We start from the raw sequence: 14,883 nt of genomic DNA, 5'->3' as shown, positions 1-14,883 counted from the left end.
TTAGCTTTTTGCAGCCTTAATTTCGGCAGCCAGTTCCAGAGCGCGTGTGTAAACAGTGCGCTTTGGCAAGCCCGCTGCCGTTGCCGCCAATGCTGCGGCATCTTTAACAGAATGTGTTTCCAGCAGGCTGCGCAGGGTGGTGTCCAGATCATCTTCAGATGTCTGTTCTGGCTCGGCTGGGCCAAGCAATACGGTTATTTCTCCGCGCGGCGGGGTGGTGGCGTAAAAAGTAGCCAGTTCACCTACGGTATCACGCCGTACTTCTTCAAACTTCTTGGTCAATTCCCGCGCTACGGCACAGGGGCGTGTGGGGCCAAAAATTTCCGCCATATCGGCCAGAGTTTCAGCCAGCCTGTGCGGGGCTTCGTGCCAGATCAGGGTGGCGCTCAGGCCAGCACGTTCGGCCGCATGCAGTTTGGCAAAACTTTCCTTGCGGGCTGATGAGCGCGGGGGCGGAAAGCCAATAAACATGAACGGATGCGGCGGCAAGCCAGAAAGCACAAGCGCTGTAAGTGCTGCGTTAGGGCCGGGCACGACCGTAACCGGCACGTTGGCTTCTATGGCTGCCCGCACAAGGCGAAAGCCGGGGTCGGACAACAGAGGCATACCTGCATCAGAAACCAGCGCAATATTGGTCCCATCCTGCAAGCGGGCAATCAGGCCGGGAATACGCTGGCGTTCATTGTGTTCATGCAGGGCTTCTGTGCGGGCAGAAATACTGCGTTCTGTCAGCAGCCGGGCTGTGGTGCGCGTATCTTCGCACAGAATCAGATCCGCACTTGCAAGAGCTTGAGCACCACGTGGGCTGAAGTCCCCCAGATTGCCAATGGGTGTGGCAACCAGCGTAAGGCCCGGGGAAGAAGGCGCATGACTTGGCGGCTTTCCTTCGCTATGCAGGGGGAAAGTCCGGTCGCGGTGTTCATCAGGCCGGTTGTTTGTGGAGGACGATCTTGATGATGACGCGTGCATGTTCGCTCCTGTCTGGACTTGCCAGCCAAGGTCTGGCGGGAAAACAGACATGGCGCAAGGCCGGTCTGGCTGCGTTGGGCATAACAGGCATGGCTTTGGCTGGCTGTGCAGACCAATCTCCCTCTGCTGGCGGTGGGGTTCCCAAGCCTGTTGCCAGCCATAAAATTGGGGTTTTGTTGCCTCTGAGCGGCCCAAACGCCGGGTTGGGGCATGAATTGCTGGCAGGCGCACAGCTTGCAGTTGGCACCACGGCCTCGACAGCTTCCACAGGGCTGCAGTTGGATGTGCATGACACAGCAGCTACCGGTGGCGCATCTGGCGCGGCTACCGCTGCAGTAAGTGCTGGAGATGGCCTGCTGCTTGGCCCGCTCACCAGTGGTGATACCGCAGTGGCCGCACCGGCTGCACAATCTGCCGGTATTCCGGTGCTGGCTTTTACCAGTGATATTTCTCAGGCCCGTTCTGGTGTGTGGATCATGGGTATCACGCCGGAAGATCAGGTGCAGCGGCTGGTAGAACAGGCGCGGCAGGATGGGCGGCGCAAGTTTGCAGCTCTTTTGCCCAACAACCCGCTGGGCCACGCTTTGGGTAATGGGTTGCAGTCTGCTTGCCATGATCAGGGCCTGCCAGCGCCCACCATTGTGTATCACTCCGGCACGGCGGCCAGCATTTCGCAGAGCCTGCGTGATATTTCCAATTACGATACGCGCCTGCAGGCTGCTAAAGGCAGCAGCAGTGAGCCTGCTCCTTACACGCCAGAAGCCACCTCGGCAGATGCAGATGCTGCTAAAACGGCAGACAAACTGCCTTCTAATCTGGCGGCTGCATTGGGCACGGATGGCAATTCCGCTGCGCCAGCAGATGCCCCCAAGGCAGAAACGCCCAAGCTGGAGGCGCCACCGTTTGATGCGCTGCTGCTGGGTGATACTGGCCTGAACCTGAAAAACGTGATTGTGGCGCTGAATGAAACCCAGATCAGCCTGCCATCTGTGCGGATTATGGGGCCGGGCCTGTGGGCCGCGTTTGCCACCAAGTTGGGGGCCATTAAAGGTGCATGGTATGCTGCGCCAGATCCTTCATCCCGCCAAGCTTTTGTAACGCGCTTTATGGCGGTTAACCACCATATGCCCAAGCCCTTGGCAGATTTGTCTTACGATGCTGCCAATGTGGCCAAAACAGTGGCGCAGAGTGGTGTTTCTGGCTATCCGGCAAGCGCACTTACACGGCCAGATGGGTTTTCTGGCGTAAATGGCCCGTTCACGCTGCTGCCCGATGGGCGCGTGCGCCGCGCCTTGGGTGTGTTTGAAGTGATTGGGGGCGGTAGCCCTGCCAAAATGCAGAGCGCTCCCGCAAAGGCCAGTGCAATATCTGGCTGATCTAGCTGTATTTGCAATAAATACTCAAAAGGGCTACCTGATGTATTTTCAGGTAGCCCTTTTTATTTACAGTGCATAAAAGAAATTATTTTTTGTGCTGTGCCAGAATGGTTAAAACCTCGGCAACACGTTCTATCACATCATCCCACTTTCGCGGGGTGGTTTGACGGATAATCTGCAAGGTGGGGTACCACGGACTATCTGTGCGCCCACTGAGCCAGCGCCAGCAGTTATCGTACCGATCCATCAGCAAAACCGGTTTGCCCAACCCACCAGCCAGATGCACCACAGATGTATCTACCGTAACCACAACATCAAGAGACATGATGAAGGCTGCGGTGTCATCCATGTTATGGAAGTGGTGTGTGGGATCATACAACACCATGTTGGGTGGTGGATCATTCATCTGCTCGGCATAGGGGCCTTTTTGCAAGCTGATGAGATTGATGCCCTCTATATCCCCTAGAGGCGAGAGGGTGTGCAGGTTTAAAGAACGTCTGCGATCAACAATATGGGCGGAAATGGTATTGGGCCGTGGTGCACCGCCCCATACCAACCCGACATTCAGATTATCATTTTCAGGTAGGAATTGTGCCAGTTCGCGCACTTTTAGGGTGTCTGCGCGCAAATAGGGCACAGGGGCTCCCATGGCATCTGATGTGGCAGCAAAAACGCGGGGCAGGCTGATAAACGGGCAGTGCCAATCAAAGGGTGGCGTGGTGCCGCCAACCTGCACAATATGTGCGCCAACAACCCGGTTACAGAGTTCTCCCAGTGTTTCAGGCACCCACAAATGCGGAATAGCCCCCCGATCTGAAAGTGGCTTGATGTAACGCAGATACATTAAGGTATCGCCAAGCCCTTCTTCCTGCGTAATCAGAATGCGCTTGCCCCGAATATCTGTATTTGGCCCAAGCGAAGGCATAAGAGTGCTTGGCGGCAGGCTGGTATGGCCGGGCAGGCGTAAGCGCCATTCATGTTCTGCCCAACCCTGCGCATAACGCCCGGCTTTAAGCAGCGTAATGGAGTGGTTCAGGCGGATTTGTGGTTCTGTAGGGCGGAGGGAAATGGCACGGCGGTAATAATCCAGGGCTTCATCCAACCGCCCTTTGCCTGCCAGCATACATCCGATGTTGGAAAGTGTGCCGGCATGATCTGGCTGCGTTTTGAGAACATCTTGCAGATGAGCCAAGGCTTCATCAAAACAGCCTTTTTCAAGCAGTGCCATCGCCAGTAGGTTGTGGGAGTGCATGCTGTTAGGCCGTAGCTCAATGGCATGGCGTAACAGGCTGATGGCTTCATCAAGCTGCCCGCACTGCACCAGTAGGTTGCCCAGAATATCATAGATACGGGCATCCTGTGGCGTGCATTCAAGGGCGGCGCGGCATGTGGCTTCCGCCAGAGGGCGTTTGTCCAGTTCGGCTATCAGATCACTCAGTGCCTGTAGCGGGTGTTCTGTGCCAGCATGACGGGAGGCAATATCACACAGAATTTCTGCAGCTTTTTGCGGCTGATCTGTGCCCGCAAGGCAATACGCATACAAGGTTTTAGCCAGATCATTGTCGCTTGCGCTCAATGGCTCCAGAACGGCAAGCATTTCATTGAAATGGCCCGCAGCAATTTCTGCACGCGCGCGCCGGAACGTCAGTTGATCGGGCAGGGGAGAGGCAGAAGCAGCAGGAGTGTTCATGATGGCATTAGGTATCGTTCAAAACAGAAGAATGAATAACACAAGCGAGATAATGTGTAGGCAAGAAAAAACCCGACACGATAGTGTATCATGCCGGGCGATGAACCTGAATAAATAAAGTAACGGAATGTAAAAGGTTCAGGCAGCTTTCATAACTGCAGTCAGGGATTCCAGAACTTCAGTTGGGTCTTTATTTTCCAAAACGGCCACCTCGGCCACAAAACGTTCCTGCGCAGCTTCAAACAGCTTGCGTTCGCTAAAGCTGCCATCCAGACTATCAACATTGCGGCGTAGATCACGCAGCACTTCGGCAATCTGGACCAGATCGCCCGAGTTGATTTTTTCCTGATACGCAACGGCGCGGCGGGCCCACATGCCTTTGCTGACATGCGGCTTGCCCTTGATGATGGCCATGGCCTTATCCACAATCTCGCGCGAGACAATTTTGCGCAGGCCAGCCTTACGGGCCTTGCTGAGCGGGATGCGCAGTGTCATCTGGTTGCCGGGGAAGGAAATCTGGATGACTTCCAGCTTCGTTCCGGCAATTTCATCAACCCCTATCCGGTCTACCCGCCCCACGCCATGGGCGGCATAGACAATGGCATCGCCTTCCTCAAAAGGATCTTCATCCTTTACTTTTGTTTTTGCCTGGGCTGCCGTAGCAGCTGCAGCGGTGCGTGCCATGGCGTCTGTCACGCCGCCTTTAGGAGGTGCTCTGAACGTGTTCATAGCGATAGCTTATAGCATAAAACCGCAGCGTTGTCTTGTAAAAGAGAAAACTGCGGTTCTGCTATTCAGTATTGTATGCCGTTTACAGCACTAAGGGGCGGTGCTGTTGGGTCTCCGGTTGGTTGGGTAACGTCAATTTCAATATTGCGTGCCATTGTTGCCATGGGCAGCGCGTGCGGTGTGCCAGAAAAAGGTTCCTGCAGATCGTTCGCACTTTTATCCAGCACCAAAAACAGGCACCCCACCAGAGATGAGCCCAGCGGTGTAATCCATTCCAGCGTCTGCACCATGGAAAGGGGCAGTACGATGCAAAAGATGTTCACCAATGTGCGTGGCAAAGCCGAAAACTGCATGGGCAAAGGAGTGTTGCGAATACGCTCCAGCCCGCCTTGGGCGTTGGCGATATCGGACAAAATGCGGTCTATCTGCCCATGTACTGCGCCATCAATGCCCTTTTTGTTCACTTCCTCCGTCACGCCCAGCCCAATCTGATACAAAATGGCGTTGGGCTTGTTTCGGTAATTAACAATGGCATCCTGCATATAAGGTGGCAGCAGGCGTTGAATATCGGCCGAAGCATCTTCCTTCCCCAAAGCCATGCGCAGGGCATGGGGGTAGGCGGCAATGGCGTACATCAGATCATGCCGGTCTCCCAGCAATGTTCCGGCCTGTCGGCCAAAGGAGCGGCAGTTGTTGGTAATGGCACCCCACAATGTGCGGGCTTCCCACCAGCGTGCATAGGCGCTGTTGCTGCGGAACCCCATAAACAATGCCAGTGCAGACCCAATAAGAGAAACCGGCAGGCTGGGCTGTTCCATCCATTCCTGATGGAACACCTGAAAAAGCACAACTACAATTAAATCCCACCCTGCCATTAGCAGGATAACACCTAGAATTTCTTTCCCGATAATGCGTAGCCCGACCCTTTGGTCAACAATCATTCACAAATCTCCGCGTGTCAGAAAAGCGTTCTTGCCTGAACCTATATCAACATGGCACGAAAAAGGGAGTTTCTTAACAATACATATATTTATTTCATATTTTTCAGCACGATTGCGGATTTTTGAAGGATCAGGAGGGGAGAAATGGCAACACAACCAACCGGCTTGAAACTGCGTGAAGAGCATCTGTGCCATGGTGGCAAGATCCAGTTTTACGAGCACTTTTCTCATACTCTGGGGCTTTCAGCCCGGTTTGGTGTGTTCCTGCCGCCAACAGCCTGTGCCGGGCAAAAGGTGCCTGTTGTGTATGCGCTGGCCGGCCTTACCTGCACGGAAGAAACATTTCTTATCAAATCCACAGCTTTGGCGGAGGCTGCACGGTTGGGGCTGGCATTGGTGGCGCCAGATACATCGCCACGCGGCGCAGGTGTGCCGGAAGAAGATAAGGATTGGGATTTAGGCACAGGTGCCGGGTTTTATCTGGATGCCACGCAGCAGCCTTGGAGCAAACACTACCGTATGGGCAGTTATATCGCGCAGGAACTGCCAGAAATTGTGGAGCAGGCCTTGCCGTTGGATAGTGCGCGGCGTGGCATTATGGGCCATTCCATGGGCGGGCATGGGGCGCTGATACATGGCTTGCGTGCGCCAACATTCTGGAAATCCATATCCGCTTTTGCGCCTATTGTGCATCCGGCCGCAGTGCCATGGGGGCAAAAGGCATTTACCGCGTATTTGGGGCCAGATCAGGCTACTTGGCGCGCGTATGATGCGGTGTGTTTGTTAGAAGATGGTTACAAACACCCCAACACCATTCTGGTTGATCAGGGTGAGGCTGACCAGTTTTTGCAACGCGAGCTTCAGCCATGGCACTTGCAACAAGCAGCGGAGCAGGTTGGGCAAAAGCTGAACCTACGCCAGCACGCGGGGTATGATCATTCCTACTGGTTTGTGCAAAGCTTTGTGGCCGACCATTTGCGCCACCATGCGGCGAACCTAAAGGCAGGCTGAACTTTTTTAGGAGTGCAGGGCGCGGCTGAGGCTGGGAGAGGTCAATCCCCCGAGTGCGCCCAGCCATTTAAGATACTCCAAAGCCAGAAGCCGCAAAGAGGAACGGTGCAAAGGATGTTCCATGGCGGGTGGCAACACCGGATAAGGATACAGGGTTACATCCGGCAATGTGCGGCTGAGTTCCAGCAAGGCGCGGCGCATGTGGTAACTGGCGGTTACAACAATAAGCGACGTTATGTGGTTATCTGCAACCCAGACGGCTGTTTCTGTCGCGTTGCCAATGGTGGAGCGAGCCTGATAGCCAAGGGTAATGCGCTCCGCCAAAGCAGGAGGGGCGGTGGGCGGTAAAATCTCACCCAATGTGGTTTGGGTATCCACCCCCGAAATCAGCAGTTTTTCACCCTGATTGCGTGCGAGCAGATTAAGTGATGTGTCAATGCGGCCTGCGCCACCTGTAAGGGCAACAATGCCATCTGCATGGGGCAAATAGCCCGGTGGGCGCAGGGCATCGTTTACAAACCAGCCAAACCCGCCGGTAAAGGCAAGGCAGGCCAGCAAGATCAGCCGGAATGAAAGCCGAATGAAAAGCATGATCGGGCCAGAAGGACGCGGCCCGGATGGCTTGCGCTGAGGGATTATGGGAGCCGCCGCAGCCATAGGCGCACCATGCTCTGTGTTGTAATCCAGCAAATAAAGGCAGCAACAAATGGCAGAGCTGCAAAGGCAACCAGCATATCTGTTGGAATAATGTTTTGCAGGGTTTGCCAATCGGGCAGCAACAGCGTGTCAGACTGGAGCGAGATATTGGCAAAAGGCGCTGCCATTCTGAACAGCACCAGCAAAGGCACCATGGCCAGAACAGTGCCAGCCAAGCTGCCGCCTAGCCCCAGCATGGCCGTGCGCCAAGCAAAACGGCCTGCAATATAGCCATCGGATGCCCCCAGCCCGTGCAGGATTTCAATAATATCGCGCCGGGTTGAAAGGCCCGCACGTGTGGCAAGGCCGGTTACAAGCGTGGCAATGCCGCCAACGGTCAGCAAAGCCAAACCTGCGCAGGCCAAAAGGCTGTTGGCCAGTGCTTTCAGGCGTTCTCCCCAGCTTGCATTATGCTCCACAATGGTGCCGGGTACATGCGCGGTAAGGGTTTGTTCCAGATCGTTGGGCACCTGCGCGTTATCTGGCAAACGAATGCGGATAATGGCTGGCAGGGGGAGGGCGGAGTTATCGGCCTCACCCAGCCATGGCTCCAAAAGCCGTGCCAGTTCCTCTTTATCCAAACGGTGCATCACCGAGCCGGGAGGCAGGGTGTTGAGGTCTGCCAAAACAGCTTCCGCACGGGTGGGGCCTGTGGGCTCTTTTTTGCTGGCAGGGGTAAGGGGTTGATCAGGGTCTGGCACCTGCACGGTTACAAGCTGGGCTGCACCTCCGGCCCAGCGGGCAGAAAGTGCGCGCGCACCTGTTGCCCCGGCAAGCGTTAAGGCAGCCAGAAAGCTCATCATGGCCACAAGCGTAAACAGGCTGCGGTCGGGCAGCGCTTCAGAAACAGAAAGACCGTCCTTACGGCCAGAAAAGGGCATCATCATACCGTTGCCCCTTCATCCTGCACCAGTCGGCCACGCTCCAGATACAGGGCCGGGCGTTCCAACCTGCGGATCAGGGCCTCATTATGTGTTGCCACAACCATGGTGGTGCCCATGTCGCTCAGTTCGGCAAACATATCCAATAGACGGTGGGCTTGGCTTTCTTCCAGCGCGTTGGTGGGTTCATCTGCCAAAATCAGGCCGGGGCGGTGGATAATGGCGCGGGCAATGGCTGTACGCTGCTGCTCCCCACCAGAAAGGCTGGCCGCGGGGGCATTCAGGCGCTCACCCAAACCGACCCATTTTAGAATGGCGTGAATTTCATCCTGAATTTCATCTTCAGGGCGTTTTTGCAGGCGCAAAGGCAGGGCCACGTTATCCGCAACACTTAGGCCGGGGATAAGTTTGTAATCCTGATGCACCATGCCGATTCTCTGCCGCAGGCGCACAAAATGTGCACGCTTTTCTGCCTTGGAAACAGGCTTGCTCAAAAGCAGCATGCGCCCTTCTGTGGGGAGTGTTTCAAGGTGCAGCAGGCTTAACAGGCTGCTTTTGCCAGCGCCCGATGGGCCAAGAAGCCAGCGGAATCCCCCCTGCGGAATGGAGAAGGAAAGATCGGACAATACCTGCGTATTCTGCTTTTTGCCCCGCCGCCATGAAACGTTTTCCAGACGGATCATGCTGGAACCATAAGGAACGGAAGTGGCATAAAGCGGAACAATTGTTGCATATATGTAGTGTAACCGAGAGGCAGGGGGAGTGTCGATTGAAAGACACAACATACTGCCTAATAAACGGCATGTTCCATCTTTTTGGCGCGATGTCTGGCGCGAACGGGTGTTACCTGTGCTAAGGGAGATGCCAAATCTGTTCTTCCGTTCGATGCCTTAGCCTCGCATCTGCGTGCAGCAGGCGCAGGGAGGAAGGCAGCCTTGTATCAAGAGAGTGTTCATGAAGATCGTCTGTCCTTCCTGCGGTGTGGCCTATCAGGTTCCAGAGGCTCTTCTTGCCAAAAGGCAAATGCTCAAATGCTCTGCCTGTGGCGTTAAATGGCGGGTTCAGCTTCCGCAGCCGCAGCCAGAACCTGTTGCGGAGCCTGTGCCGCATGAACACGCTCAACCGCAATCTGCTCCACCAGAAGCAACAGCACCACACAGCGCGCCGGAAGAAAAAGTAGCCCCCACTCCGGAACCTTCGGAAGCTCCTCCTGCTGAAGAACCGGATTCGGAGCACCCGCCTGTAACGGAACCTCCGGCGCCGCAAGAGCCTGCTCCAGAACACGTTGCCGAGGAAACATCAAAAGAACCTGCGCCGGTTGAACCCCAAGCGCCAGAAGCCCCCGTTCAGCCGCAGCCAGAACCTCAGCCCGTTCCAGAACCACCACCGGAACCAGAACCGGAAGTTCCCAACGCGCCTGTGGTTGAACCGGAACCTGTCGTCGAGCCGGAACACACACCTGCGCCAGAGCCAGAAGAACCAGTTGCACCGCAGCCCGTGCCGGAAGTGCCGCAGCCAACAACAGTGCGGCAGGTGCATGTTACGCAAACACCTCCGCCATATGTGCCGCCGCATGTTGAACCAACGCTGCCATCGGCTACAAAATCTTCCGCGCCATCTGGCCCCGTAGCTGCACCGGAGCCGCCGCAGCCAAAAGAAACTGCTGCGCAAACGGGCCAACGCTCTGAGCCTTTGCGCAGGGCCTCACCCCCGGCAGAATCTTCTGCACCACAAGTGGCACCACAAGTGGGGGCTGCAAACACGTCTCGGCCTATGGGGCTGCCCAAAGTGCGGCCGGAAGTGGCGCAGGCCTATGCTCAAAGTGCAGCGGCGCACGTTGCCCAATCCAAAACGCCATCTGCGCGCAAGCTTGATGTGCGCGGGCTGATTTTAACGGAAAAATTCTGGAAAATAGCCTGGATTATCAGCGTAGTGCTGGCTGTTATCGGCTTTGTGGCTATCTGGCATTGGTGGAATGCCATTGTGCACGCATGGCCTGCGGCAGCGCGTCTGCATCGGGCCAGTTAAGGCCTGATACAAAAAGACGCGCCTAACTTGTACTCACAGCAGTGCGCAGCTTTTACATGCTGCGCCCGGCCAGTGTTGCCAGTGTGGCACCTGCGGCTGCCAAGGCCATAAGCATAATACCATCCCAGATCAGGCCGCTTGCTGTAAGATCATGCCCGGCAATGGCAAGATGATGCGGAATAGCGGAAGCCACATTGGCAATGGCATCACGCGCTTGCGGGTCTGCCGATGCAGCGGATTTGGAAAGAGCGCCAACCAGCGCGGGCAGCGCGGCCCATGCCACACCTGCAATCAGCAGCAATGGGGCAAACAGCTCGGCAATCTGTTGCACAAAATAGAACGCAAAATAACAGACAGACCAAATGGCTGTGCGCACAAGGGCAAAGCCAGAAGCGCCAGATCGGTAAGCAGCAGAAGACTGGGAAGAAAGAGGCATGCGCGGGTCCATAGGTATTGGTTCCTTGCCGGCAGTAAATGGGCCGAGTGGTTGTGTTGTATCCAACCCACAGAGCGCGCAGGCGGACTATTCTTGCCCTATATATACAGGCACAGGGTAAAGCATGCCAATGGATAGCCATATGACGGATGCAAGACATGTTTTCATATGGGTAACGCATTCGCGATGAGGGTGTGAGGGCAGAGTTTTGTTAAGATGCATTTTTTACACTGACCTCTCGGAAGGGCACGTCAGCGGATTTTATGCCGGTGGCCGGTAAAATTATGGATTTTCTTTCCTGCTCCATCCTGTTTGTCGGGGTGGACGCGGCTTGGCAGGTGCATCTTGAAACCTTGCTGCAGGCGCGTGGGTTGCGTGTAAAAAGCGTGGCAGATGGTCGTTCTGCCTTTGCCGGGTTTGATGAAGATCTGCCTGATCTTCTGGTTGTGCCCGCACGGTTGCCAGATATGCCCGCAACCCAGCTTTGCCAGCGTTTGCGGTTAAATGCGGCCACGCGCGGTATCCCGGTTGTTGTGCTGTTGCCAGATGCCAACAGCAGGCAGGAAGCCGAAATTCTGGAACGCGGGGCAGATTGTTGCTTCAGCATGGCGGATAATCCGCTTTTGCTGGTTTTCCGTATCTGCGCGCTGCTGCGTGAATATGATGAAGACCTGGCCGGGCGCGAGGGTGTGGTATTTCGTCAGCCGCGCATCGTGATCATGACAGCACCGGGCGGTGTATTATGGGCGTGGTCTGATAGGCAGAAACCCGCAGATTTTGAACCGATCAGAGGCGGCCAGCCTTATCTGGTGGAGCTTTTGCAACAGAATGGGGAAGATGCCCTGTTGGTGGAAGACCCGGAAAAACTGGATCTTTCCGGTATTGCCAGTAGCCGCGCCTGCCCGGATTGTGTGGTGGTGGATCTGGCTTGCCCGGCGTTTGATGGTTTGGCGCTTGCGCGCACCATAGCGGCTTTTCGCAGGCGTAGCCGCCAGTGCACCCGCATTATGGGCATGGTGGAACACGGCGGTCTTTCTGGTGAACAGGTGGCACGCGCATTTCATGCCGGAATAGATGATCTGCTGGATGCCGATACACCTGTAGATTTGCTGGTAAGCCGTATTGGCAGCCTTGTGCGGCGTAAAACATTGCAGGACGAAGCCCGGCGCGAGGAAGCACATATAGAAAGTGCCCGCGCACGTATGGCGCTGGCCGATGCTTTGCGGCGGGTAAATGCAGATCTGGCGGCTGCTAATCGCAAATTGATAGAGGCGCAGGCCAAACTGGTGCAGTCCGCCAAAATGGCATCATTGGGGGAATTGGCCGCCGGAATCGCGCACGAATTCAACAATCCGCTGGCGTTTGTTCTGGCGCACGAAAACACAGTCAAACGCAGTATGGTCAAGGCGCTGCATGCCGTCAGATCGCAAGATCTGGTTATGGCGGAAACCGCATTGCAAAAGGGGAGTGAGCGTCTTTCAGCCTCCCTTATCGGTCTTTCACGCATGCGGGATCTGGTGGCCAGTCTGCGCCGTTTTTCCCGGCTGGAAGAAGGTGAGTTCCGCCGTCTGGATGTGCCCGAAGCCATAGGCATGGTGCTTACACTGCTTGCCCCCAAGCTGGGGCAGGATATTGAAGTTACCTGCAAGTTGGAGGCCCCGCCGGAACTGGTGTGTCAGGCAGCGCTGGTCAATCAGGTGGTCATGAATATCGTAAGCAATGCCGCAGATGCCATTTTGGACAAACGGCGCGAGACGATTCAAAGCGCCGAACCCACGCTTTCCCACGCAGATCGTATCCTTATCACCTCGTTTTTGGAGCAAGCCGAAAGCGGTAAAGGTGAAGAATACGTGATCCAGATAAGCGATACCGGGCCGGGCGTGCCCAAAGAGCTGCAGGAACGTGTTTTTGAACCGTTTTTTACCACAAAACCTGTAGGGTCTGGTACGGGGCTTGGGCTGGCCACCGCATATGGTGTTGTGCAGGCCCACGGCGGCAATGTTGTTGTAACCAATGCAAGCACGTTGGGGGGCGCCTGTTTCACCCTTCGCGTGCCATACAGAGCAGGAGAGGAGAGGCGCGGTGATAACGTTGCCTGACCTGAAACAGCGTCCCATCGTGCTTGTGGTGGACGACGAACCGGAGATTCTGGTTGCGCTGACAGACCTGCTGGAAGGTGCCTACCATGTTCTTTCTGCTTCATCAGGAGAACAGGGTTTGGCGTTGCTGCGTGAAAACCCGGATGTAGCGGTTATTATCTCGGACCAGCGCATGCCCGGCATGACGGGTGATGTCTTTTTGGCGCAGGCGCGGGATATTTCCGGCGCAGGAGCCATTTTGCTAACGGGATATGCCGATATCTCCGCCGTAGAAGCCGCGCTGAACCGGGGGCAGATTTCCTTTTTTGCGTACAAACCGTGGGATGATGAAACACTTCTTTCTATGGTGGGGCAGGCTGCCGCACGCTATTTTTTGGAAAAAGAACTGGAGTGCGAACAGCTTTTGCTACGCGGGCTATTGGAAAACCTGCCATTTGGGCTGGCGTTCAAAGATCAGGATGGCTGCTTTATCCGCCTGAACCAGCAGATGGCGCGGGAGTTCGGCCGCAGCGTTGCCGAATGCCTGGGCCAGAAAGAAGAGGACCTGGTAAACGGCCCACGACAGGAAAGTTTGGAAGAAGCGCGGCAGGCGCTGGAAACATCCGGGCGGGATCAGCAGGTCTTGCAGCTTCCGGGGCCTGATGGACAAAACCGCTGGCATGATCTCACCCGCGTGCGGCTTGATAGCCTGCGTAATGCCCCTGTGCGTTCGGGCTTGTTGTCTGATTATTCCATCCTGATTGATCGGGACGTAACAGATCTGCTGGGGCTGGAGCAGCGTTTGCGGCAGGCCCAGAAAATGCAGGCCATTGGCACATTGGCAGGCGGCATTGCGCATGATTTTAATAATCTGCTCACCGCTATTCAGGGCTCTTTGGAGCTGGTGCAGGATCTGGAACCCCCGCGAGAGCCGGGCGTGGCACGGCTGTATCAAAACGCCATGGAAGCGGCCCGCCGAGGGGGCACTCTTACGCGCAAACTGCTAGACTTCAGCCGCCCGCGCCACTTGGTGTGCCAGAGGGTGGAAGTGCAGGAGGTGATGCAAAACCTTCAGGGCTTCATGAAGCAGGGCAAGGTGCCAGAAGATATCCGTGATGCACTGGATTCCGCTTCGGTAGAAGGTAGCGGGCGCTTTAGCAGCGTGCAGTTTGTACTGCCCGAAGAACCTCTGCCACCTGTATGGACAGACCCCGTGCAACTTGAACTGGCGGTGTTCAGCCTGTGCATTAATGCCATAGACGCACAGCCGGAGGGTGGCAGCACCAGTGTTTCTGTGCGGCAGGTTGCGCGGTTGTTAGGCCGCCATGTGGGCAAGGATCATGCCGGGGCATGGGTGGTTGTGCAGGTTTCGGACAGAGGCGTGGGCATGACGGAAGAAATGCGTGCCCGCATTTTTGATCCGTTCTTTACCACCAAGGATATGGGGCAGGGCACTGGGCTGGGCCTGTCCATGATTTACGGCTTTATCAGCCATTGCGGCGGCGAAGTGCGTGTGGAAAGCACACCGGGTGGCGGCACCTCCGTAGAATTGTGGTTCCCGGCTATGGATGCGCAACTTTCAGCATCCATTCCACCCGCGGCAGGTGTTTCTGGCAATGCCACCGCTAATATGCGCACACTGGCAGCCACGCCGCAGGGCCGCGCTATTCTGGTTGTGGATGATGAACCGGGCGTGCGCGCAGTAACGGCAGGTTTTCTGAGCCGTGCAGGATATGAGGTGTTGGAATCGGCCAGCGGCGCAGAGGCCGTGGAAACCGTGCGCAACAGGCCGGATATCGCCCTTGTGGTGATGGATGTGATGATGCCCGGCATGAACGGGGGCGAAGCCGCACAACGTATCCATGCCGAACGGGCAGAACTGCCAGTGCTGTTTGTAACAGGCTACGCAGATCTGGGTATTTTGCCCCAAGGCGTGGCTGTGCTGCACAAACCCTACACGCGTGATGCGCTTTTAGGAGATGTAAAGGCCATGCTGGCTGCATAGGCCAACCCCTTGTTCTGGGCGGAATAAGGCTTATCTGAGGAAG

General features: G+C 56.0%; 13 protein-coding genes. 5 read left to right on the top strand and 8 right to left on the bottom strand.

All coding sequences use genetic code 11. The features are described from left to right. Positions 1–969, bottom strand: coding sequence for a 16S rRNA (cytidine(1402)-2'-O)-methyltransferase (rsmI, locus tag QQM41_RS01100; RefSeq protein WP_339077502.1), 969 nt, complete (start codon positions 967–969; stop codon positions 1–3). Between rsmI and QQM41_RS01095 the strand changes: the two genes are divergently transcribed. After that, positions 957–2,345, top strand: a complete 1,389-nt coding sequence (locus QQM41_RS01095) for a penicillin-binding protein activator (RefSeq protein WP_339078133.1) — start codon at positions 957–959, stop codon at positions 2,343–2,345. The genes rsmI and QQM41_RS01095 overlap by 13 nt on opposite strands. Before the next feature lie 85 nt (positions 2,346–2,430). On the opposite strand, the gene QQM41_RS01090 is transcribed toward QQM41_RS01095, so the two are convergent. The 3 genes from QQM41_RS01090 to QQM41_RS01080 form a co-directional block, all read right to left on the bottom strand. Continuing rightward, positions 2,431–4,035, bottom strand: coding sequence for a tetratricopeptide repeat protein (locus QQM41_RS01090; RefSeq protein WP_339077501.1), 1,605 nt, complete (start codon positions 4,033–4,035; stop codon positions 2,431–2,433). Positions 4,036–4,173: 138 nt separating this feature from the next. Next, a complete protein-coding gene (locus tag QQM41_RS01085; protein WP_003622862.1) occupies positions 4,174–4,764 on the bottom strand; it encodes a CarD family transcriptional regulator in 591 nt (196 codons plus the stop codon). A gap of 65 nt (positions 4,765–4,829) precedes the next feature. Next, on the bottom strand, positions 4,830–5,705 hold the full coding sequence (locus QQM41_RS01080; protein WP_339077500.1) for a bestrophin family ion channel: 876 nt from the start codon (positions 5,703–5,705) through the stop codon (positions 4,830–4,832). Positions 5,706–5,849: 144 nt separating this feature from the next. On the opposite strand from QQM41_RS01080, the gene fghA reads away from it, so the two are divergent. Then, positions 5,850–6,716 (top strand): S-formylglutathione hydrolase, encoded by an 867-nt coding sequence (fghA, locus tag QQM41_RS01075; protein ID WP_339077499.1) that lies wholly within the window; start codon positions 5,850–5,852, stop codon positions 6,714–6,716. Between the two features lie 6 nt (positions 6,717–6,722). On the opposite strand, the gene QQM41_RS01070 is transcribed toward fghA, so the two are convergent. From QQM41_RS01070 to QQM41_RS01060, 3 genes are read right to left on the bottom strand one after another with little or no spacing between them, the layout of a single operon-like run. Further along, positions 6,723–7,307 carry a YdcF family protein gene (locus QQM41_RS01070; RefSeq protein WP_050820378.1) on the bottom strand — a complete coding sequence of 195 codons (585 nt, stop codon included), beginning with the start codon at positions 7,305–7,307 and terminating at the stop codon, positions 6,723–6,725. A gap of 44 nt (positions 7,308–7,351) precedes the next feature. Then, complete coding sequence (locus QQM41_RS01065) at positions 7,352–8,299, bottom strand: ABC transporter permease (protein ID WP_050819614.1); 948 nt, start codon at positions 8,297–8,299, stop codon at positions 7,352–7,354. After that, positions 8,296–9,078, bottom strand: coding sequence for an ATP-binding cassette domain-containing protein (locus QQM41_RS01060; RefSeq protein ID WP_339077498.1), 783 nt, complete (start codon positions 9,076–9,078; stop codon positions 8,296–8,298). Before QQM41_RS01060 ends, QQM41_RS01065 begins: the two co-directional genes overlap by 4 nt. Before the next feature lie 121 nt (positions 9,079–9,199). On the opposite strand from QQM41_RS01060, the gene QQM41_RS01055 reads away from it, so the two are divergent. Next, entirely contained in the window at positions 9,200–10,321 is a 1,122-nt protein-coding gene (locus QQM41_RS01055; protein ID WP_339077497.1) for a zinc-ribbon domain-containing protein, read from the top strand. Positions 10,322–10,373: 52 nt separating this feature from the next. Here the strand turns inward: QQM41_RS01055 and QQM41_RS01050 are convergent, their stop codons facing one another. After that, complete coding sequence (locus tag QQM41_RS01050) at positions 10,374–10,769, bottom strand: hypothetical protein (protein WP_050819616.1); 396 nt, start codon at positions 10,767–10,769, stop codon at positions 10,374–10,376. 251 nt (positions 10,770–11,020) lie between these two features. On the opposite strand from QQM41_RS01050, the gene QQM41_RS01045 reads away from it, so the two are divergent. Both QQM41_RS01045 and QQM41_RS01040 read left to right on the top strand, forming a co-directional pair. Then, on the top strand, positions 11,021–12,856 hold the full coding sequence (locus tag QQM41_RS01045) for an ATP-binding protein (protein WP_339077496.1): 1,836 nt from the start codon (positions 11,021–11,023) through the stop codon (positions 12,854–12,856). Continuing rightward, complete coding sequence (locus tag QQM41_RS01040) at positions 12,840–14,840, top strand: response regulator (RefSeq protein ID WP_050819618.1); 2,001 nt, start codon at positions 12,840–12,842, stop codon at positions 14,838–14,840. Before QQM41_RS01045 ends, QQM41_RS01040 begins: the two co-directional genes overlap by 17 nt. Positions 14,841–14,883: the final 43 nt, after the last annotated feature.

Source organism: Acetobacter sp. AC2005 (genome assembly GCF_037901235.1).
GTDB lineage: Bacteria > Pseudomonadota > Alphaproteobacteria > Acetobacterales > Acetobacteraceae > Acetobacter > Acetobacter oryzoeni.
The sequence above is the reverse complement of the archived record's forward strand: the minus strand, read 5'-3'. Positions and strand labels throughout refer to the sequence as shown.

What these genes read in the sequence shown, in the direction of transcription:
- QQM41_RS01095 (WP_339078133.1), top strand. Translation starts at nt 957, where the DNA reads ATGACGCGTGCATGTTCGCTCCTGTCTGGACTTGCCAGCCAAGGTCTG.
- rsmI (WP_339077502.1), bottom strand. Translation starts at nt 969, where the DNA reads ATGCACGCGTCATCATCAAGATCGTCCTCCACAAACAACCGGCCTGAT.
- QQM41_RS01090 (WP_339077501.1), bottom strand. Translation starts at nt 4,035, where the DNA reads ATGAACACTCCTGCTGCTTCTGCCTCTCCCCTGCCCGATCAACTGACG.
- QQM41_RS01085 (WP_003622862.1), bottom strand. Translation starts at nt 4,764, where the DNA reads ATGAACACGTTCAGAGCACCTCCTAAAGGCGGCGTGACAGACGCCATG.
- QQM41_RS01080 (WP_339077500.1), bottom strand. Translation starts at nt 5,705, where the DNA reads ATGATTGTTGACCAAAGGGTCGGGCTACGCATTATCGGGAAAGAAATT.
- fghA (WP_339077499.1), top strand. Translation starts at nt 5,850, where the DNA reads ATGGCAACACAACCAACCGGCTTGAAACTGCGTGAAGAGCATCTGTGC.
- QQM41_RS01070 (WP_050820378.1), bottom strand. Translation starts at nt 7,307, where the DNA reads ATGCTTTTCATTCGGCTTTCATTCCGGCTGATCTTGCTGGCCTGCCTT.
- QQM41_RS01065 (WP_050819614.1), bottom strand. Translation starts at nt 8,299, where the DNA reads ATGATGATGCCCTTTTCTGGCCGTAAGGACGGTCTTTCTGTTTCTGAA.
- QQM41_RS01060 (WP_339077498.1), bottom strand. Translation starts at nt 9,078, where the DNA reads ATGTTGTGTCTTTCAATCGACACTCCCCCTGCCTCTCGGTTACACTAC.
- QQM41_RS01050 (WP_050819616.1), bottom strand. Translation starts at nt 10,769, where the DNA reads ATGGACCCGCGCATGCCTCTTTCTTCCCAGTCTTCTGCTGCTTACCGA.
- QQM41_RS01045 (WP_339077496.1), top strand. Translation starts at nt 11,021, where the DNA reads ATGCCGGTGGCCGGTAAAATTATGGATTTTCTTTCCTGCTCCATCCTG.